The sequence below is a fragment of the Delftia sp. 11MD genome (assembly GCF_050907895.1).
Classification (GTDB): domain Bacteria; phylum Pseudomonadota; class Gammaproteobacteria; order Burkholderiales; family Burkholderiaceae_C; genus Comamonas; species Comamonas tsuruhatensis.
The window spans coordinates 6382216-6400564 of record NZ_CP194333.1 but is presented as its reverse complement, the minus strand read 5'-3'; the positions used below and the strand labels follow the sequence as shown (position 1 = coordinate 6400564).

General features: G+C 67.7%; 13 protein-coding genes. 7 read left to right on the top strand and 6 right to left on the bottom strand.

The window, feature by feature from the left end; genetic code table 11:
- Nucleotides 1-17: 17 nt before the first annotated feature.
- Nucleotides 18-1202 carry a murein transglycosylase A gene (mltA, locus tag ACRSCF_RS29330; protein WP_017404060.1) on the bottom strand — a complete coding sequence of 395 codons (1185 nt, stop codon included), beginning with the start codon at nt 1200-1202 and terminating at the stop codon, nt 18-20.
- Here mltA and ACRSCF_RS29325 point away from each other — a divergent pair.
- From ACRSCF_RS29325 to ACRSCF_RS29315, 3 genes are all read left to right on the top strand, one after another.
- Nucleotides 1201-1371, top strand: a complete 171-nt coding sequence (locus ACRSCF_RS29325; protein WP_016449371.1) for a hypothetical protein — start codon at nt 1201-1203, stop codon at nt 1369-1371. The two genes, mltA and ACRSCF_RS29325, sit on opposite strands and share 2 nt — an antisense overlap.
- 145 nt (nt 1372-1516) lie before the next feature.
- Nucleotides 1517-2215: an OmpA family protein gene (locus ACRSCF_RS29320; protein ID WP_016454249.1), complete on the top strand. Its 699-nt coding sequence runs from the start codon at nt 1517-1519 to the stop codon at nt 2213-2215.
- Between the two features lie 105 nt (nt 2216-2320).
- On the top strand, nt 2321-3595 hold the full coding sequence (locus ACRSCF_RS29315; RefSeq protein WP_047328051.1) for an amino acid deaminase: 1275 nt from the start codon (nt 2321-2323) through the stop codon (nt 3593-3595).
- 5 nt (nt 3596-3600) lie between these two features.
- Here ACRSCF_RS29315 and ACRSCF_RS29310 read toward each other — a convergent pair whose 3' ends face one another.
- From ACRSCF_RS29310 to ACRSCF_RS29295, 4 genes are read right to left on the bottom strand one after another with little or no spacing between them, the layout of a single operon-like run.
- Complete coding sequence (locus ACRSCF_RS29310) at nt 3601-4230, bottom strand: response regulator transcription factor (protein ID WP_012202778.1); 630 nt, start codon at nt 4228-4230, stop codon at nt 3601-3603.
- A gap of 34 nt (nt 4231-4264) precedes the next feature.
- A complete protein-coding gene (locus tag ACRSCF_RS29305) occupies nt 4265-6394 on the bottom strand; it encodes a two-component system sensor histidine kinase NtrB (RefSeq protein WP_034366220.1) in 2130 nt (709 codons plus the stop codon).
- Complete coding sequence (locus ACRSCF_RS29300; protein WP_016454246.1) at nt 6391-7206, bottom strand: carbon-nitrogen hydrolase family protein; 816 nt, start codon at nt 7204-7206, stop codon at nt 6391-6393. The genes ACRSCF_RS29305 and ACRSCF_RS29300 overlap by 4 nt, the downstream gene beginning before the upstream one ends.
- On the bottom strand, nt 7203-11339 hold the full coding sequence (locus ACRSCF_RS29295; protein WP_244387637.1) for a YhdP family protein: 4137 nt from the start codon (nt 11337-11339) through the stop codon (nt 7203-7205). Before ACRSCF_RS29295 ends, ACRSCF_RS29300 begins: the two co-directional genes overlap by 4 nt.
- Before the next feature lie 133 nt (nt 11340-11472).
- On the opposite strand from ACRSCF_RS29295, the gene glnE reads away from it, so the two are divergent.
- Entirely contained in the window at nt 11473-14214 is a 2742-nt protein-coding gene (gene glnE / locus ACRSCF_RS29290) for a bifunctional [glutamate--ammonia ligase]-adenylyl-L-tyrosine phosphorylase/[glutamate--ammonia-ligase] adenylyltransferase (RefSeq protein WP_432676131.1), read from the top strand.
- A gap of 352 nt (nt 14215-14566) precedes the next feature.
- Here the strand turns inward: glnE and ACRSCF_RS29285 are convergent, their stop codons facing one another.
- Complete coding sequence (locus tag ACRSCF_RS29285) at nt 14567-15187, bottom strand: glutathione S-transferase family protein (protein ID WP_016449378.1); 621 nt, start codon at nt 15185-15187, stop codon at nt 14567-14569.
- 114 nt (nt 15188-15301) lie between these two features.
- On the opposite strand from ACRSCF_RS29285, the gene purB reads away from it, so the two are divergent.
- Genes purB through ACRSCF_RS29270 form a run of 3 tightly spaced genes read left to right on the top strand, consistent with a single transcriptional unit; the run spans nt 15302 to nt 18349 of the window.
- Nucleotides 15302-16681: an adenylosuccinate lyase gene (purB, locus tag ACRSCF_RS29280; RefSeq protein ID WP_017404067.1), complete on the top strand. Its 1380-nt coding sequence runs from the start codon at nt 15302-15304 to the stop codon at nt 16679-16681.
- A 4-nt stretch (nt 16682-16685) separates the two neighbouring features.
- Nucleotides 16686-17762 carry an acyltransferase family protein gene (locus ACRSCF_RS29275; protein ID WP_034366240.1) on the top strand — a complete coding sequence of 359 codons (1077 nt, stop codon included), beginning with the start codon at nt 16686-16688 and terminating at the stop codon, nt 17760-17762.
- A 26-nt stretch (nt 17763-17788) separates the two neighbouring features.
- Nucleotides 17789-18349, top strand: coding sequence for a YaeQ family protein (locus ACRSCF_RS29270; RefSeq protein WP_017404069.1), 561 nt, complete (start codon nt 17789-17791; stop codon nt 18347-18349).

Sequence of the window (18349 nt, the reverse complement as noted above, 5' to 3'; positions counted from 1 at the left end):
CGTAGCCGCTCAGGGGGTCACCTCAAGTGCGGTGCCTGGCTCGCCAGGGCGCGCGGCCAGAAGGCCCACAGGCGCAGGTTCTGCTTGATGCGGCCTGCCAGGTCGCCGGCTTCGGGGCCCCAGCCCATGAAGTAGTCGGCGCGCACGGCGCCGACGATGGCGCTGCCCGTGTCCTGGGCGAAGACCAGGCGGTTCAGCGCCACGGTGGGCCCGGATGTGGACAGCCAAACCGGTGTGCCGTAGGGGATGCTCTGCTTGTCCACGGCGATGGAGCGGCCTGGCGTCAGGGCCACGCCCTGGGCGCCCTTGGGGCCGAACTGCAGGTCCAGGCCTTCCAGCGGCTCCTCGCGGAAGAAGACGTAGCGCGGGTTGCTCCACAGCATTTCATTGACGCGGCCGGGGTTGGCGGCCACCCAGGCGCTGATGCCGGGCCAGGTGGCGTCGCGCACCAGTCCCTGGTCCAGCAGCCAGCGGCCCACGCTCTTGTAGGGCTGGTCATTGGTGCCCGCAAAGGCGACGCGGATCGTGCGTTGCGCGCCCGTGGGCTCGGTGATGTTCAGGCGCCCCGATCCCTGGATGTGCAGCACCATCGCATCGACCGGGTCGCGCAGCCAGGCGATGGCGCGGCCTGCCAGGGCCGCCTGGGCCTCTGGCAGGGTCTCGATCTGCTGGCGCGAGAACCAGGGCTTGCGGCTGCCGAAGCCGGCGCCGGCCGGCGTCTTGTACAGCGGCACGTTGAATCCGTCGCCGGGCAGGCGCCGCGCCTCGAACAGCGGCTCGTAGTAGGCCGTCAGCATGCCGTCCGGGCCGCCGCCCAGCGCCTCGATGCGGTAGGGTTGCAGATTGGCCATGAGCCAGGCGCGCTGCTCGTCGCCCGTGGCGATGCTCAGCTGGCGCACATCGCGGCACAGGCCTGCGAAGACCGAACTGGGTCGTTCGCAGTTCTTTAGCCAGGCATTCCAGGCTTCGTGCAGCGCGTCCTCCTGCAGGCCGGGCAATTCGCTCCAGTCGGCCGCGATCCAGCGGCTCTTGGTGGGCGTGTTGGTGACCAGCGGGGGCCTGGGCGTGACGGCGGGAGAGCCGCCCGGCTGCAGATCGGGTACGGGCGAGGGGTCGTAGACCGGCTTGGTGGTGGTCGTGCAGGCGACCAGCGTCCCTACAATCAGCGCCATCGCGGCATGGCGCAGGAGGTGGAAATTCATGGGGTTGATTTTGCTCGAAGCACTGCTGGCCTTGGTGATTCTGGTCGCTATTGTGTGGTGGACCATGTTCTCCGGACGCCGCAAGGGCGAGTTGCCCGTGGACACGCCACGGGATTCGCATCCGTCTCCAGACAAACCCTCTCCCGGGCAGGATCGCAGCGGCCCGTGACGGCCGTGGAGGCAGCCTCGCGGAGCGGGCGCCGTCCTACGGGTATGCCCTGCCCGCACTGATAGGCTGTGCGCAGCCTGCTTTCCACAATGGGGACCCTGGCGCTACCGCACGGTGCGTTCCCAAGATTCAAAAGGAGTTTCCAATGCGCAAGCACATCGTTCTGGCCGCCGCAACGGCGGCCGCACTGTTCATCTCCGGCTGCGCGAACATGAGCGACACCCAGCGCCGCACGGCCACGGGCGCTGGCGTGGGCGCTGCAGCCGGCGCCGTGCTGGGCGCCGTCACCGGCGGCAGGGCCGGCACGGGTGCCGTGATCGGCGCTGGCGTGGGTGCACTGGGTACCTACATCTGGTCGCAGAACATGGAAAAGCAAAAGCGCGAGATGGAGCAGGCCACCCAGGGTACGGGCGTGAACGTGAGCCAGACGGCTGACAACCAGCTCAAGCTCGACATTCCCAGCGACATCTCGTTCGATACCAACCGTTCCGACATCAAGGGCAACTTCGCTCCCATCCTGGACCGCTTCGCCGAGGGCCTGCGCAACAACCCCAATGCCGAGGTGCGCATCATCGGCCACACGGACAGCACCGGCTCTGACGCCATCAACAATCCGCTGTCGCTGGACCGCGCCAACAGCACGCGCAACTACCTGACCATGCGCGGCGTCTCGGGCGCCCGCATCGCCACCGAAGGCCGTGGCTCGCACCAGCCCGTGGCTTCCAACGACTCGGCCAGCGGCCGTGCCATGAACCGCCGCGTGGAGATCTTCGTGGGCGAGATCCCGCAGCAGCACCAGCAGCCTCAGTATCAACAGCAGCCGCAGTACCAGCAGCCCCGCTGACCCGGGCTCTGTGCCAGATGCAACGCCCCGCAACGCGGGGCGTTTTTGCGTGGGCGGGCACCGGCATTGCCCTATGCTGGCTCCCATCCATCAATGGGGAGTCGTATGAGTGAAGCAAGCACAGCGGGCGCGGCCGACGTGGTCAGCCCGCTCGACAAGGGCCTGGGCGCGCTGTCCGCCCCCTGCGCGCCGCAGGACGCTGCCGCGCAGGGGTGGAATCTGCTGCGGGAAGACTTGAGTTTGCCGGTGGCCGTGCTGTCGCAGTCGCGCCTGTCGCACAACCTGGCCTGGATGCAGCGCTTTGTGGATGCCTACGGCGCCCAGCTCGCGCCCCACGGAAAGACGACCATGGCGCCCCGCCTGTTCCGCCAGCAGATCGACGCGGGCGCCTGGGGCATCACGCTGGCCACCGCTCAGCAGACGTGCGTGGCCCATGCCCATGGCGTGCGCCGCGTGCTCATGGCCAACCAGTTGATCGGCCGGCGCAACATGGCGGCCGTGGCCGAGCTGCTGGCCGATCCCGGCTTCGAGTTCTTCTGCCTGGTCGATTGTGCCGAGCAGGTCGAGCAGCTGGCCGCCTTTTTTGGCGCGGCGGGCCGGTCCGTGCAGGTGCTGATCGAACTGGGCCCGCCCGGCGGGCGCACGGGCGTTCGCTCCGATGCGCAGATGCAGCCGCTGCTGGACGCGCTGGCCCGGGCCGGTGCCGGCGTGCGACTGGCCGGGATCGAGGTCTACGAGGGCGTGCTCAAGGAAGAAGAACCCATCCGCACCCTGCTGCGGCGCGCCGTGGACTGGCTCCAGCGGCTGGCGGGCGAGGGCCGGCTGCAGCGCAGCCCGGCCGTGCTCACCGGCGCCGGCTCGGCCTGGTATGACGTGGTGGCCCAGGAGTTCGGCAAGGCCGACATCGGCGGTCCGCTGGATCTGGTGCTGCGCCCGGGCTGCTATCTCACGCATGACGCGGGCATCTACCAGGCAGCGCAGCGGCGCATCGACCAGACCAATCCCGTGGCGCAGCAGATGCGTGCCAGCCTGCAGCCTGCGCTGCAGGTCTGGGCCTATGTGCAGTCGCTGCCCGAGCCCGGCCGCGCCATCGTGGCGCTGGGCAAGCGCGATACCGCCTTCGAGGCCGTGCCGCCCCGGCCCGCGCTGCGCTACCGCCCCGGTGATGCCGCGCCGGTGGCTGCACCGCCCCATTGGGAGGTCACGGCCATGATGGACCAGCATGCTTTCCTGAAGGTGGCCGAGGACGATGGCCTGCGCATAGGCGACATGCTGGCCTTCGACATCTCCCACCCCTGCCTGACCTTTGACAAATGGCGGCAGTTGGCCGTCGTCAATGACCGCTATGACGTGGTGGACGTGATTGCCACGTATTTCTGAAGGGGTCAGCCGTGTGTGCGCAGCAGGTTGGCCAGTTCAACGGCCGACTTGACCTGCATCTTGTCGAAGACGCGCGCGCGGTGGACCTCGACGGTGCGCACGCTGATGTCCAGCTGGTCGGCGATGAGCTTGTTGGGAATGCCCTCGACCACCAGGCGCATCACGTCGCGCTCGCGCTCCGTCAGCTCGTTGAAGCGTGCACGCACGGCTTCGCGCGCACGGGTTTCAGCCTGGTGCTGGGCCGACAGTTCCAGCGCCTGTTCGATGCGGTCCACGAGGGCATTGTCCGAGAAAGGCTTCTCGCAGAAGTCGAAGGCGCCGCGCTTGACGGTGTCCACGGCCGTGGGCACGTCGGCATGGCCGGTCAGGAAGATCACGGGCATGCCTGCGATCTGGTTGCGTTCCAGCATGAGGTTGAACAGCGCCAGCCCGCTCATGCCGCCCATGCGCATGTCCAGCAGCAGGCAGCAGGGATTGCGTGGCGGTGGGCGCGACTGCAGCATGGCGTCGAAGGCCTCTGCGCTGTCATAGCATTCGCTGAGCAGGCGGCGCGAGCGCAGCAGCCAGGCGAGCGCTTCGCGGACATCGGTGTCGTCGTCGACGATGTAGACGGTGGCGTCGGGTACAGGTTCCATGGGCCTATTGTTCCATTTGTTCCATTGGTGCCATCTATGCCTGCACCTGCGCAGGGCTGTGCGCCGGCAGCGTGAAGGCGAAGACGGTCCCGCGCGGGCTGTGGGGGCTGTGCTGCAGGTGGCCGCCATGCTGCTCGACCACGGTACGGCACAGGCTCAGGCCCAGGCCCATGCCCTCGTTGCGCGTGGTGAAAAAGGGCGTGAACAGTTGCTCCGCCACATGCTGGGGAATGCCGGTGCCGCAGTCGATGACGGCGAACTCCACCCAGCTGCGGCGCGTGCTGGCGGCCGCACGGCGCACGCGCAGCTGCAGCTCGCGCTCCATGGTCTCGGGCGAGTCCATGGCCTGCATGCCGTTGCGCGCCAGGTTGAGCAGCACCTGCTCGATCATGGTCGGATCGCACAGCACGGGCGGGAGGCCGGGCTCGATGTCGGTGGTCACGCGCACGCCCAGGTTGCGTGCCTGCAGGCTGATCAGCGGCAGCACGGCGTCTATGAGTTCGGCGGCGCCTATGACTTCGCGGGACTGGTCGCGCCGCCGCACGAAATCGCGCACGCTCTTGATCACGCGGCCTGCGCGGTCGGCCTGGAAGCTGATGCGCTCCATGGCCATGCGCAGGTCCTGCAGTTGCTGGCGCAGCCGGGCTTCATGGTCCGAGATGGCGCTGCCCGCACCTGCACCTGCACCTGTGCCCGTGCCCGTGCCCGTGCCATCGTCGCTCCCCAGCATGTTCAGCGATCCCGTGGCGTAGCTGGAGATGGCCACCAGCGGCTGGGTGAGTTCATGGCTCAGCAGCGAGGCCATCTCGCCCACCGTGGCCAGGCGGGCCGTGGCCTGCAGGCGCTCCTGCGAGGCGCGTGAGATCTCTTCCATGCGCTTTTGCTCGCTGATGTCGATGAAGGCACTCATCCAGCCGGTGTGTTGGCCCTGGGCATTGATCAGCGGCGCCTCGAAGATCAACACCGGAAAGCGCGTTCCGTCCTTGCGCATGAAGATGCTTTCATGGCCCTCGCGCGGCGGCGGGGCGTTGCCGGACAGGCGGCTGTCGCGCCGGCGCGCGTAGATCTCGGCGCGCTCGGGCGGCCAGTAGGGCGCAATGCTCAGTCCCAGCAGTTCCTCGGCCGTGAAGCCCACCATGCTGCAGAAGGCCGGGTTCACATAGCTGATGCGGCCCTGCAGATCGCGCGCGCGCAGGCCCGTGACCAGCGAGTCCTCCATGGCCTTGCGAAAGGCCAGCGCATCGCCCAGATCGCGCTCGGCGCGCAGGCGTCGGCGGTTGTCGCGCACCAGCACGGCGACCACGGACACCAGGGCGATGGACATCAGCGTCACCAGGGCCGTGAGCACGTTGGGGAATACGCTGGGCGCGCGGTGCCAGCTGTCCATGCGCAGCACCAGGGTGCTGCCCGGCAGGTCCAGCAGCTGCTGCGCCGTGAACATGCGCGTGCCGCGCCAGGAGGCGCCCAGCAGGGCCAGGCGCGTGCCGTCCGGCTCGGTGAAGGACACTTCCTGGGTGCGCGGCAGGTTCTTGCTGACCTGGGTGATCAGCAGGCTTTGCAGGCTGTAGGTGCCGATGACAAAGCCGATGATGTGGCCGCTTTGCGTCAATGGCAGGCAGACCTCCATCATCTCCGTGCCCAGGCCTTCGGCCAGCAGCTGGAAGTAGCTGGGCGAGTAGGCCGGGCCGTTGAGGCGGCGCGCGTGGGTGCAGGTCAGCACGGCCTCCGGATGGGTGTTTTGCGTGCGCAGCTGGTCTTCCCACTGCACGTTGCGGTAGGGCGTCTCGGCATGGGAGCGGATCTGCAGGCCCGCATCGCGCCATTCGATGCGCATCAGCTCGCGGCGCACCTGCAGCAGCTCGGCGGCGCGGGTCTTCCACTCGGCAGGGTCGTTGTCGGGCGCGTTCAGCGCCTGCAGGTCCTGCAGGTTGCGGTTGAGGGCGGCGCGTATGTCGGCCACGGCATTGGCGGTGTCGCGCTCCAGCTTGTCCTGGACCTGGGAGGCCTCATAGCGTCCGGCCAGCCAGACCATGGTGATGAGCATGCTGGCCACCAAAGCGACCAGCAGGCTCCACAGCGACCAGCGCCGCCAGGCAGTGCGCCAGCGGCGCCAGGGCCAGCGGCCTTCGGCAGGGGCGGGCGTGGACAGGTGCAGCGGATTCACAGGACGCGGTGCTCCAGGGCCGGCAACTGGCGGCGCACATGCGCCAGGCGCTCGCGCTTGATCTCGCCCAGCACCACGCCGGCACCCTCGGCCTGCTGCGCCAGCACCATGCCCCAGGGGTCGGCCAGCAGGCTGTGGCCCCAGGTGCGGCGGCCGTTCTCATGGTGGCCGCCCTGGGCGGGCGCCAGCAGGTAGGCCTGGTTTTCGATGGCGCGGGCGCGCAGCAGCACCTCCCAGTGGGCCAGGCCCGTGATGTGGGTGAAGGCGGCGGGCACCAGCAGCAGGTCGGCACCCTGCTCGGCCAGTCGGCGGTACAGCTCGGGAAAGCGCAGGTCGTAGCACACGCTCAGGCCCAGGCGCCAGGACTCGCCCTCGCGCGAGGTGATGTCGCAGGTCACGGGCGTGTGGCCGGCCTGGACCACGGCGGCCTCTGTGTAGCGCTCGCGGCCGTTGTCGTAGTGGAACAGGTGGATCTTGTCGTAGCGCGCCACGCATTCGCCCTGGGGCGAGAACACCAGCGAGCTGTTGAGCACGTGGGCATCGTCATCGGCCACCAGGGGCAGGGTGCCGCCGACGATCCACAGCTGCAGCTCGCGCGCGGCGCGGCCCAGGAAGTCCTGGATGGGGCCTTGGCCGAAGCTCTCGCGGTAGGCCAGCTTGTCGGTATCGCGCAGGCCCATGGCACAGAAGTATTCGGGCAGGGCCGCGAGTTCGGCGCCCTGCTCGCGCGCCTGGCGCAGCAGGGCCATGGCCTGGTCGAGGTTGGCGCGCACATCGGGTTCCGACACCATTTGCAGGGCTGCGATTTTCATGGGTTCTCTCCTGAAGGGGCTGACTCGGTGGCGGTGGAGGGCGTGCGCGACGGTGTGTCAGAGGGCGTTGCGGCCCGGCGGCGCGGCAAGGCAGTGACCTGGGGATCATCCCAGCTGCCGTCGATGCGGAATTCCTTGGTGGCTGCCGCAATCAGCGGGCCCCGCAGCAGCACCTGCGCCAGAAAGCTGCCCAGGCCGATCACGGGGTTGATGGCCGTGGCCACCAGGGAGGCGGTCATCGCGTTGATCTCTGGCACCACCACCACGTGCAGATTCTGCGTCTCCTGGACCAGGTCTGCCGTGCCTTCCATCAGCACGGCGGCGTTGACGCCCTTCATCTGCATGTTGTTGGTGCGCGCCACGCCATCGGTGATCTGCACATCACCGCGCATGAAGTCGAAGGCAAAGCCGTTGCTGAAGACATCGCGGAAATCCAGCGTCAGCCGGCGTGGCAGCGCCTGCAGGCTGAGCACGCTCAGCAGCTTGGCCAGGCCCGGTTCGGCCTTGAGGAACTGGCCGGTCTGCACATCCAGGTGCATGGAGCCCGAGAGGCTGCGGAAATCGGGCGTGATGGGCGAGCCCGTCCATCCCGCCGAGCCCTGCAGGCTCCCCTTGCCATTGCCCACCACGCCGGGCATGTCAAAGCGCGTGAGCAGCTTGCCCACGTCGCGCAGGTCCAGCTGGAACTGCAGCTGGCTGCGCCCCGGATGCTCGGACTGCCCCTGGGGCAGGCGCCACTGGCCGTTGGCCGTCAGCGTGGCCTCGGGCGTGGAAATGTTGAAGCGCGACAGCTGCCATTCGCGTGCCGCCGCGTTGCCGGGCACGGGGCGGTTGCGGGCCTCGACCTCCAGGCGGCCCAGCGCATGGCCCGACAGGTGCATGTCGTCCACCACGATCTGCAGCGCCGGCAGCTGGCGCGGCCCTTCGTTGAACAGGGCGTCCACGCGTTCGGACTTGGCCTCCGGCACCGTCAGGCGGGACAGCCGGGCGACCAGTTGCCCTTCGGGCTGGGCGTCCGTGCCTTCGCGAAAGCCCACATAGCCATCCAGCTCCTGGGAGGTGAGGTTGCTGTGCCACGAGCCACCATCGCGCGAAATGCCCGCCACCACATCGTGCAGCTGCCGCCCCTTGGCCTGCAGTTGCTTGACGCGCAGGCTCAGCCGATCGGGAAGGTATTCGCGCGCAGGGTCCGTGGCGGCGTCGGCGGGCTCTGGCATGGCGCCGTTGGACTGCGGCGCCAGCGCCAGCCAGTCGTCGATATTGAAGAGCGGCAACTGCACATGGGCCTGCACGCCCTGGCCCGAAGTGGGGGCGGTGCCCGCTTCCTGGCCGATGAGGATGCTGCCGTGCAGCACGCGGCTGTGCTTGCCACTGATGTCGCGCTCATAGAAGACCGAGCCCGTGTCGCCCAGTTGCACGCTGATCTGGTCGCGCAGCGGGGCATCGGGCGCGGCGAAGCTGGCGGGCGCGAGCTGGTGGCTCACGGCCAACGGCTGGATGGACTCGGCGGCCTTGCCCAGCGGAGTCGGCAGGTTGATGCGCATGCCCTGCAGGCTGGACTGGACCTGGATTTCGGGCGTGCCACGGCGCACCTTCAGCAGCAGGGAATAGGGCGACTGGCCCTCGGCATGGCGGGCCAGGTCGGCCACCCAGCCCAGTTCCCTGGCATCGCGCAGCCCCTGTGCCGTGGCCGTGCCCTGCACCCGCACCTTGACGGACGATTCGGTGGCTGGCGCATTGCGCGCCAGCGCCTGCATGCCGCCATCGGCACGCAGTTCACCGCCCAGGGCCCGCGCCTGCAAGCCCACCAGCGAGAAGCCGGTGTCGGAGAATTTGACGGCGCCACGCAGCTGGCTCAGGTGCGGTGTCTCGTCATCGAGCTGCAGCGAGTTGCCCGCCAGCGTGACCTGCCCGGACACCTTGCTGCGGTCCAGATGGTCGATGGGCAATTGCAGTTGCAGGGCCAGTTGCGCGGCGCCCGTGGCCTCGCTGCCGTCCAGCACGTGCCCGGTCAGCGCCGACAGGGCCGAGGTCTTCACCACCCCCAGCATGTCGGCCAGCGGGCCCTGGCCCTTGGCGGTGACGGCCACCTCGGTGTGGGCCAGGTTGGGAATGCTGGCCTGGATGTCGCGCATCTGCAGCTGCGGATAGCCGGCGAACTGGCCGCGCGCATTGCGCACGGCCATGGAGGAGCGGTCAAACACCAGCTCGCCGGACAGATCGACCAGGGCCGGCCAGGGCGCCTCGCCATGCGTGAGCAGATGGGGCGGCACATATTCATAGTGCACGTCATGCAGCTTGGCCGCGATGTGGAACTCGCCCTGGCTGGGCTTGTCGGCGGGTACGTGGTCCAGGTTGCCGCGCACCTTGAAGTTCACCGTGCTCGCGCGCCCGGCGTGTATGGCCTCGCGCACATAGTGGCGCGCGTCGGCGGGAATCTCCAGCGGCAGGTAGCGGTGCACGCGCGTGCCATCGGCGTTGCGCAGCTGGCCCTGCAGGTCCAGCACGCCGGGAAAGCGCGGCTGCCTGTCGCTGCCGTCGCCGGTATGCCATTGCGCGCGGGCCTCGCCTTCGGTGTCGTCATTGGCAAAGCGCAGGCTGGGCACCTGCACGCTGATGGCCTGGCCGCGCAGTTGCCAGCGCAGGCTGGCCTGCAGGCGGTGCAGCGGGATCTCGGGCTCCTCGAACACGCCGGGGAACGACAGCGACGCCGGCCGCTGCTCTGTGCCCTCCATCTCCAGCTGGGCCTGGCCGCCGTCCTGGTCCAGCGAGAAGCGCGCGTTCAGGCCCTTGAGGCCGGGCATGCCCGGCGCCGCGGGGCCTTCGGACGACGCCACGCCGTTGATCGACAGTTGCAGCAGTTCGCCACTGGCCTTGTACTGCTGCAAGGACTCCAGCGGGCCGCGCCAGCTTCCCTGGAACTGGTGCAGGCGGCCGGCCGGTGCCAGATCGGCCAGGTGCTGCTGCACCTGCTCTGGAAGCGGCAGGCGCTGGCCCAGCTGGGCGAGGATGGCCAGGTCAATGCCATCGGCCTGGAACTCGCCGTGCTCACCCAGCGCCCCCTGCGTGCTGGCGCCGGCGGGGTTGTAGCGCGCGCGCAGATTGCCAGCCGGCCAGTGCAGGCCGTCGCCCGTGGAAAATTCCAGGTTCTGCGCAGCGAAGCGCCAGCCGTCCTGGTGTTGCACGCTCAGCCTGCCCGTCAGGGCCTGCAGCTTCAGCGGCTGCAGGTCTTCGCGCCACTGCAGCTGCAGCGCGTTCACGGCCACGTCGGCCATGGCGCCCACGGGCTGGCCCTGGCGCAGGTCTATCCAGGCGCGCAGCGCGCCCCGGCCCTGCTGCAGGCGCAAGCCAGAGGTGTCTATGTACCGGCCGAGCTGGGACAGGTCGATCTGCGTGAACATCGCATGGGCCTGGCCGCTCCAGCGGCGCCAGTTGCCCTCGTGCGTGGACAGCAGCGGCTCGCGGAACAGGCCGGTCAGCATGAAGCGCTCGCCCCAGCCCTCGGGCGGCGTGGCATCCAGGCGCAGTCCGTGGCCCCAGCCCTTGTTGCGCAGCACCAGGTCCACATCGCGCAAGGCCAGCGGCGGAGCCTGGCGCAGTTCGTCCAACCACAGCAGGCTGCCGCCGCGCAGCGCCAGTTCGGTCTGCGAAAACAGCCAGTCGGCGGCGGCATTGTCCCCGCCGGCCGAAGGGCTGATCTCGATGCCGGCCACGAAGACTCGGCCATCGGCCGCGCGGCGCACCACGAGTTCAGGACGGTCTATGTAGATCTGTTCCACGCCCAGGCGCATCAGCGAGCGTGCCGAAACGGCGACCACCACGCTGGGCAGGCGCAGGGCGTCTGCCGAATGTTCGGGGTCTTGCACCACCACGTCGCCCAGCTCGAAGCGGGGGACCAATCCCTCGCTGCGGGCCGTGATGCTGCCTATGCGAACCGGTAGGCCCAGCGTGCGTGAGGCCAGGGATTCCAGCTGAGGACGCCATTCGCCGATTCGCGGCACAATCCAGCCATGGAGCACCCCCCACACGGAGGCGAGGACCAGCCAGAAGGCCAGGACCAGCCCCAGTGACCACCGCGCAAGGCCGGCCATCCAACGGGTCAGGCGTGTGGGGTGCGGTTTCGGTTCGATCATCGGCGGCATCAGCTATGACGGGAATTATGACCGGCGCCCTCAGGGCCTGGGCGGTAACCAAGGGTTGCTGCAATCCCTCTGCGCGTGAGTGGCCGCTTCTTTCGCGTTCCGTATGCAATCCTCAGTTCACGCAATGGCAGGTACGGCCTTGAATGTCCCCGCACAGGCCGCCTATTCCCGTTTTCACCAACGGCTGCACCGTCGCTATGGCGACGAGCTGAGCCTCTTGCCGCCGGGTCCGCCCGAGCGCGCGTCCATGGAGCAGGCCCTGGCGGCACTGCTGGAGCGTGGCCTGGACCTGTCGGCTGCGCTGCGTGTGCTGCGCCAGCTGGTCATGGAGCGCACCATGGTGCTCGACTGCGAGCAGCAGGCGCCGCTGGCCGTGGTCACGCGCGCCGTGACCGAGCTGGCCGAGCTGGCGCTGGAGCGCGCCTGCATCCAGGCGCGCGCCGAGCTCGACGCGCGCCATGGCGCGCCCCAAGGCCCCGACGGCCGGCCCGTGCAGCTGTGGATCATCGGCATGGGCAAGCTGGGCGCACGCGAGCTCAACGTCTCCAGCGACATCGACCTGATCTACGTCTACGAGCAGGACGGCGACACCGCCGGCCTGCCCGATGGGCGCGGGGTGATCTCCAACCACGAGTACTTCGCGCGCGTGGTCAAGGGCATCTACGGCCTGATCGGCGACACCACCGAGCACGGCTTTGTCTTCCGCGTGGACCTGGCGCTGCGTCCCAACGGGAACTCGGGGCCTTCGGCCGTCTCGCTGGCCTCGCTGGAGGAGTATCTGCAGACCCATGGACGCGAGTGGGAGCGCTTTGCCTGGCTCAAGAGCCGCGTCGTGGCGCCCATGGACTGCGTGCGCTCCCAGCAGGTGCAGGCGCTGCGTGCCGTGGTCCTGCCCTTTGTCTTTCGCCGCTACCTGGACTACGCGGTCTTTGATGCGCTGCGCTCGCTGCACCGCCAGATCCGCGAGCATGCGGCGCGGCGCAGCGCGGGCCATCCGGGCCGCTCCAATGACGTCAAGCTCTCGCGCGGCGGCATCCGCGAGATCGAATTCACCGTGCAGCTGCTGCAGGTGGTGCGTGGCGGCCAGTTCCCCGAACTGCGCTGCCGCCCCACGCTGGAGGCGCTGGGCCGCCTGGCGCGCGCCGGCCTCATGAGCCAGGAAGTGGCCGACGCCCTGGGCTCGGCCTACACCTTTTTGCGCCGTGTCGAGCACCGTATCCAGTACCTGGACGACCAGCAGACCCATGTGCTGCCCACCCGCGACGATGACCTGGAATGGATTGCGCGCACCATGGGCTTTGCCGATGCCTGCGCCTTTTTGCACCAGCTCGATGCCCATCGCGAAAAGGTGGCCGAGGAATTCGACACCCTGCTGGGCGGCTCGGCCCAGCCCCAGTGCGGCTCGGGCCGTTGCAACGGCGCGCGCAGCCCCGCCCAGGGCACGCCGCGCGAGATAGACGGCCTCATGGAGCAGTTGCCGCCAGCCCTGGCCGCCCATGTGGCCGACTGGCGCGGCAATGCCCGCATCGCCAACCTGCGCGACGAGGCGCGCGGCCGGCTGTTTCGACTCGTGCAGCGCACGGCGCAATGGGTGGCCGAGCGCAGCGTGCCCGAAGACGCCGCGCTGCGCTTTCTGAACTGGCTGGAGCCGCTGCTGCGCCGTGAAAGCTATCTGGCCCTGCTGCTGGAGCGCCCCGCCGTGCACGAGCGGCTGCTGGACCTGCTGGGCGCGGCACGCTGGCCCGCGCGCTACCTGCAGCAGTACCCGGGCGTGATCGACGAGCTGGCCAACGAAGCCATGCTGGGCGAGCGTTTCTCGCCCATGGACTTCGAGCATGAGCTGGCCCTGCGCCTGGCCGCGCTGCAGGCCACGGGCGAGGACGATGACGAAACCCTGCTGAACCTGCTGCGCCGCGCCCACCATGCCGAGGTCTTTCGCACGCTGGCGCGCGATATCGAAGGTCGCATCACGGTCGAGCAGGTGGCGGACGATCTCAGCGCACTGGCCGACTGCGTGCTGCGGGTGACGGCCAGCTGGTGCTGGAGCCGGCTCAAGAACCGCCACCGCGAGTCGCCGCAGTTCGCCATCATCGGCTACGGCAAGCTGGGCGGAAAGGAGCTGGGCTACGGCAGCGACCTGGACATCGTCTTCGTCTTCGATGACGAAGACGAACACGCCTCCGAGATCTATGCCGCCTTTGTGCGCAAGCTCATCAACTGGCTGGCCGTCAAGACGGGCGAGGGCGACCTGTTCGAGATCGACACCGCGCTGCGCCCCAACGGCAACTCGGGCCTGCTGGTGACCAGCTTCGCCTCCTATGCCAACTACCAGCAGCAGCGCGGCAGCAACACGGCGTGGACCTGGGAGCACCAGGCCATGACGCGGGCGCGCTTCGTGCTGGGCAGCGACGATCTGCAGGCCCGCTTCGATGCCGTGCGCGAGGCTGTGATCACCGCGCCTCGCGACGCCTCGGCGCTGCGCGACGAAATCGTCGCCATGCGCGAACGCGTGCGCGGCGCCCATCCGGTGCGCGGCGGCCTGTTCGATGTCAAGCACAGCCCGGGCGGCATGGTCGATGTGGAATTCGCGGTCCAGTACCTCGTGCTCTCGCAATCGGCCTCGCACCCGGAACTGATGGCCAACCTCGGCAATATCGCGTTGCTGCAGCGCGCCGAACAGGCAGGATTGATCCCGGCCGGCGTAGGCCAGCAGGCGGCCCGGGCCTATCGCGAACTGCGCCGCCTGCAGCACGTGGCACGGCTGGATGAGCGCTCGGCACAGCTGGTGCCAGGGCAGGCCGAGCCGCTGAGTGCGCCCGTCAAGGCCTTGTGGGATGCGGTTTTCGCCAACGCCGTTGCGGCTTGACGATGTGAAGCAAAGAAGGCGGCTTGCGGCTGCGAACGCCTTCACTTCAGCATCCGTGGAAATTGGCCTACAGCAGGATCGCGGGCATCCTCAAAATGTTACATTTTTCCTGCCCACGACCCCTGGAACTTCTGCAAAAGTAGCTCATCTATTGAACAGCTTGTTGAGAGAGAGTATCCAGACCGAATTTCACGTTGCGAAGCCTCTGGGGCCACAGTCCTGAACTGTTCCGCCCGAAGCGCTTCTCCTCCCTCCCTCTCTTTATTCGTTTCGGGATGCTTCGCAACTTTTTTATGCCAGCAAAAAGGCCACCCATCGGGTGGCCTTTTTGCATTCCCGGGCTGGTGCGGCGTCAGGGCTGGGGAGGGCGCGTGGCTGCAAAACTGGCACGCTCGGCCAGCTTGGCCTGCAGTGCGGCCAGATTGGGGTGGTCGGCGCGCCAGTCCAGCTCGGGAAAGCGAAAGTCCAGCCAGCCCAGGGCACAGCCCACGCACACGTCGGCCAGGGTGAAGTGGATGCCGCAGCAATACGGCTTGTCGCCCAGGCCCTGGGACATCACGTTCAGTGCAGCCCGCACCTTGGCAAGCTGGCGGTCTATCCATGCCTGGCAGCGCTGTTCTTCGCTGCGGCCATCCCAAGTGGCTTCGAGGCGGGCCAGCGCCCCGGCATCCAGCAGGCCATCGGCCAGTGCTTCCCAGGTCTTGATCTCGGCGCGCTCGCGCCCCGTGCCGGGGATCAGCTTGCCTACCGGGGAAAGTGTGTCCAGATATTCGACGATCACGCGCGAGTCGAACATGGCATCGCTGCCGTCCATGACCAGGCGCGGCACCTTGCCCAGCGGGTTGCCGGTGCCGGGCGACAGCTCGCGGCTCCAGGGGTTTTCCTCGACGAACTGATAGTCGAGCCTTTTCTCTGCCAGTACGACGCGTACCTTGCGTACGTAGGCGCTGGTGGAGGAACCTATCAGTTTCATGGCAATTTTCCGTGGCGAAGAGGCGGCCCATGGGCGGGCAGCAGATTCTATGCGCTGCCCGGCGATCTCCCCCTCGGCCCCCGTTTTTGCCGCGCGCACCTACAATCACGGCCCATGAATCTGCCGCACATCTCCGCCCTGTCCCCGCTCGACGGCCGCTACGCCGCCAAACTGTCTCCTCTGCGCCCGATCATGAGCGAGATGGGATACATGCACCGCCGCGTGCAGGTGGAGGTCACCTGGTTCATCGCCCTGTCGGATGCCGGCTTTGCCGAGTTCAAGCCCCTGTCCGAAGGCGCGCGCGTCTATCTGCAGGACCTGGTGAAGAACTTCTCCGAGGCCGATGCCGTGGCCATCAAGGACATCGAGAAGACCACCAACCACGACGTCAAGGCCGTGGAGTACTGGATCAAGGGCAAGTTCGACGGCCGTCCCGAGCTGCTCAAGGCCGCCGAATTCGTGCACTTTGCATGCACCAGCGAAGACATCAACAACACCAGCCACGCGCTGCAACTGCGCGCCGGCCGCGACAGCGTGCTGCTGCCTGCAATCTCCGGCATCACGGCCAAGCTGCGCGAGATGGCCCATGCCTATGCTGCCGTGCCCATGCTCAGCCGCACGCACGGCCAGACCGCCAGCCCCACCACCGTGGGCAAGGAAATCGCCAACGTGCTGGTGCGCCTGGAAAAGGCAGCCGCGCGCATTGCCGAGGTCAAGCTCCTGGCCAAGATGAACGGCGCCGTCGGCAACTACAACGCCCACCTTTCCGCCTGGCCCGAGTTCGACTGGGAAGCCTTCAGCAAGAACGTGATCGAGTCGCCGGAACCCCAGGGTCTGGGCCTGAGCTTCCAGCCCTACTCGATCCAGATCGAGCCGCATGACTACATGGCCGAGCTGTTCGACGCCATCGCGCGCGCCAACACCATCCTCATCGACTTCTCGCGCGATGTCTGGGGCTATGTGTCCCTGGGCTACTTCAAGCAGCGCCTGAAGGCCGGCGAGATCGGCTCCTCGACCATGCCGCACAAGGTCAACCCCATCGACTTCGAGAATGCCGAAGGCAACCTGGGCCTGGCCAACGCCCTGCTCAAGCACCTGGCCGAAAAGCTGCCCATCTCGCGCTGGCAGCGTGACCTGACCGATTCGACCGTGCTGCGCAACATCGGCGTGGCCATGGGCTATGCCACGTTGGCCTACAGCTCGCTGATGACCGGCCTGAACAAGCTCGAACTCAACGAAGAGCGCCTGCAGGAAGACCTGGACAACGCCTGGGAAGTCCTGGCCGAGCCCATCCAGACCGTGATGCGCCGCTACGGCGTGCAGGGCGCCTACGAAAAGCTCAAGGAAGTCACGCGCGGCAAGACCGTGCAGGCCGAAGACCTGCACCGCCTGATCAACGGCCTGGAAATCCCCCAGGCCGACAAGGACCGCCTGCTGGCCATGACGCCTGCCTCCTATGTGGGCAAGGCGGCCGAGCTGGCGCGCCGCGTCTGAGTTGATGCAGGCCTATGGTGCCGGCACTTCGGCGCGATCCAACAATTTCGACGCGCTGAGACTGCTGGCCGCACTGCTGGTCATCTGGAGCCATCAGTTCGCGGTCATGGGCTTGCCGGTTCCCCAGCTCCTGCACAACGAGCCCGGGGCGCTGGGCGTGGTCATCTTCTTTGCCATCAGTGGCTATCTCGTCACCTTGTCCTGGCTGGCTGACCCGCATCTGGGGCGCTTTGCGGCGCGCCGGGCACTGCGTATCTGGCCCGGCCTCATCGCAGCCGTCCTGCTCTGCGCTTTCGTGCTCGGGCCCTTGGTCACCACCTTGCCCTTGAAGGCCTATCTCGCGCATCCATTGACGTGGGACTATCTGCGCAACCTGTGGCTGGACACACAGTTTGCGCTGCCGGGCGTATTTGATGGCAACGTGCTGGCTTCATCGGTCAATGGCCCCTTGTGGACCATCCCGCTGGAAGTGGGCTGCTATGCCTTCCTTGCTGCAGCCGGAGCCCTGGGTGTGATGCGCTGGCCCTGGGTTGCTCCCCTGGCATTTCTTGCGCTGCTTTTGGGCATGCAGTGGCACTACAGCCCAGCGCCGGGTGCTGCCATGCCTGCCTGGTCGTTCGGACTGCAATACGGCATGGTGTTCGCGCTGGGCGCGACGCTGGCCTGCTGGCGCCATCTGTGGATAGAGCGCCGCCCGTTGGCGATGACTGCAATGCTGCTGCTGCTTGCCGTCCTCTACTTCAAAGGCCCGGCGATCATTGCGGGCCAGGCACCCTTGCTGGCGCTTGCAGTTTTTTCCGTGGTGGCAGGATCGGCATCCACGCCCCTTCTCAAGCATGCAGGGCATTTCGGCGATTTCTCTTACGGCCTGTACATTTACGCCTTTCCCGTGCAGCAGCTGGTGGTCTGGCATTTCGCGGACCGGCTCGGCTATGGCGCAGCTCTGGCCTGCACCGTGGCCGGCACGGGCCTGCTGGCCGTGCTGTCCTGGCATTTGCTGGAAAAGCAGGCACTGACCTTCAAGCCTGCCCGGCCCGCTTCGGGTGCTCCCAAAATCCCTTCGTCGCATGTGACGGGCTGACCCTCACCTGCCGAACTACCTGTCTCATGGCCCTCAAATCCACCATCTTCAAGGCGAACCTGTCCATCGCCGACATTGACCACGGCTACTACGCCGACCATGCGCTGACCCTGGCTCGCCATCCCAGCGAAACGGACGAGCGCATGATGGTGCGCCTTGTGGCCCTGGCCCTCAATGCCCACCAGCTCAGCGACATGTGCAACGGCGACGGCACGCTGGCCTTTGGCGCGGGCCTGTCCGATCCCGAGGATCCCGATGTCTCGCTGACCGACTTCACGGGAGCCAAGCGCCTGTGGATCGAGGTCGGCCAGCCCGAGGAAAAGCCCATCGCCAAGGCATGCAACAAGTCCGATGCCGTAGTGCTCTACGCCTTCCACCATGCGGCGGAAGTCTGGTGGAAAGGCCTGGAAGGCAAGCTGGCACGACTGAACAAGCTGCAGGTCTGGCGGATTCCCTCCGAAACCTCCCAGTCGCTGGCGGAGCTGGCCGAGCGCAGCATGCAACTGCAGGCCACCATCCAGGAAGGCGCATTGACGCTCAGCAGCAATCTGGGCACGGTCTTCATCGAGCCGCTGCGCTGGAAGTAG

Excerpts from the sequence above, each read along its gene's own strand:
- ACRSCF_RS29325 (WP_016449371.1), top strand. The coding sequence starts at position 1,201 with ATGGGGTTGATTTTGCTCGAAGCACTGCTGGCCTTGGTGATTCTGGTC.
- mltA (WP_017404060.1), bottom strand. The coding sequence starts at position 1,202 with ATGAATTTCCACCTCCTGCGCCATGCCGCGATGGCGCTGATTGTAGGG.
- ACRSCF_RS29320 (WP_016454249.1), top strand. The coding sequence starts at position 1,517 with ATGCGCAAGCACATCGTTCTGGCCGCCGCAACGGCGGCCGCACTGTTC.
- ACRSCF_RS29315 (WP_047328051.1), top strand. The coding sequence starts at position 2,321 with ATGAGTGAAGCAAGCACAGCGGGCGCGGCCGACGTGGTCAGCCCGCTC.
- ACRSCF_RS29310 (WP_012202778.1), bottom strand. The coding sequence starts at position 4,230 with ATGGAACCTGTACCCGACGCCACCGTCTACATCGTCGACGACGACACC.
- ACRSCF_RS29300 (WP_016454246.1), bottom strand. The coding sequence starts at position 7,206 with ATGAAAATCGCAGCCCTGCAAATGGTGTCGGAACCCGATGTGCGCGCC.
- ACRSCF_RS29295 (WP_244387637.1), bottom strand. The coding sequence starts at position 11,339 with ATGATCGAACCGAAACCGCACCCCACACGCCTGACCCGTTGGATGGCC.
- glnE (WP_432676131.1), top strand. The coding sequence starts at position 11,473 with ATGGCAGGTACGGCCTTGAATGTCCCCGCACAGGCCGCCTATTCCCGT.
- ACRSCF_RS29285 (WP_016449378.1), bottom strand. The coding sequence starts at position 15,187 with ATGAAACTGATAGGTTCCTCCACCAGCGCCTACGTACGCAAGGTACGC.
- purB (WP_017404067.1), top strand. The coding sequence starts at position 15,302 with ATGAATCTGCCGCACATCTCCGCCCTGTCCCCGCTCGACGGCCGCTAC.
- ACRSCF_RS29275 (WP_034366240.1), top strand. The coding sequence starts at position 16,686 with ATGCAGGCCTATGGTGCCGGCACTTCGGCGCGATCCAACAATTTCGAC.
- ACRSCF_RS29270 (WP_017404069.1), top strand. The coding sequence starts at position 17,789 with ATGGCCCTCAAATCCACCATCTTCAAGGCGAACCTGTCCATCGCCGAC.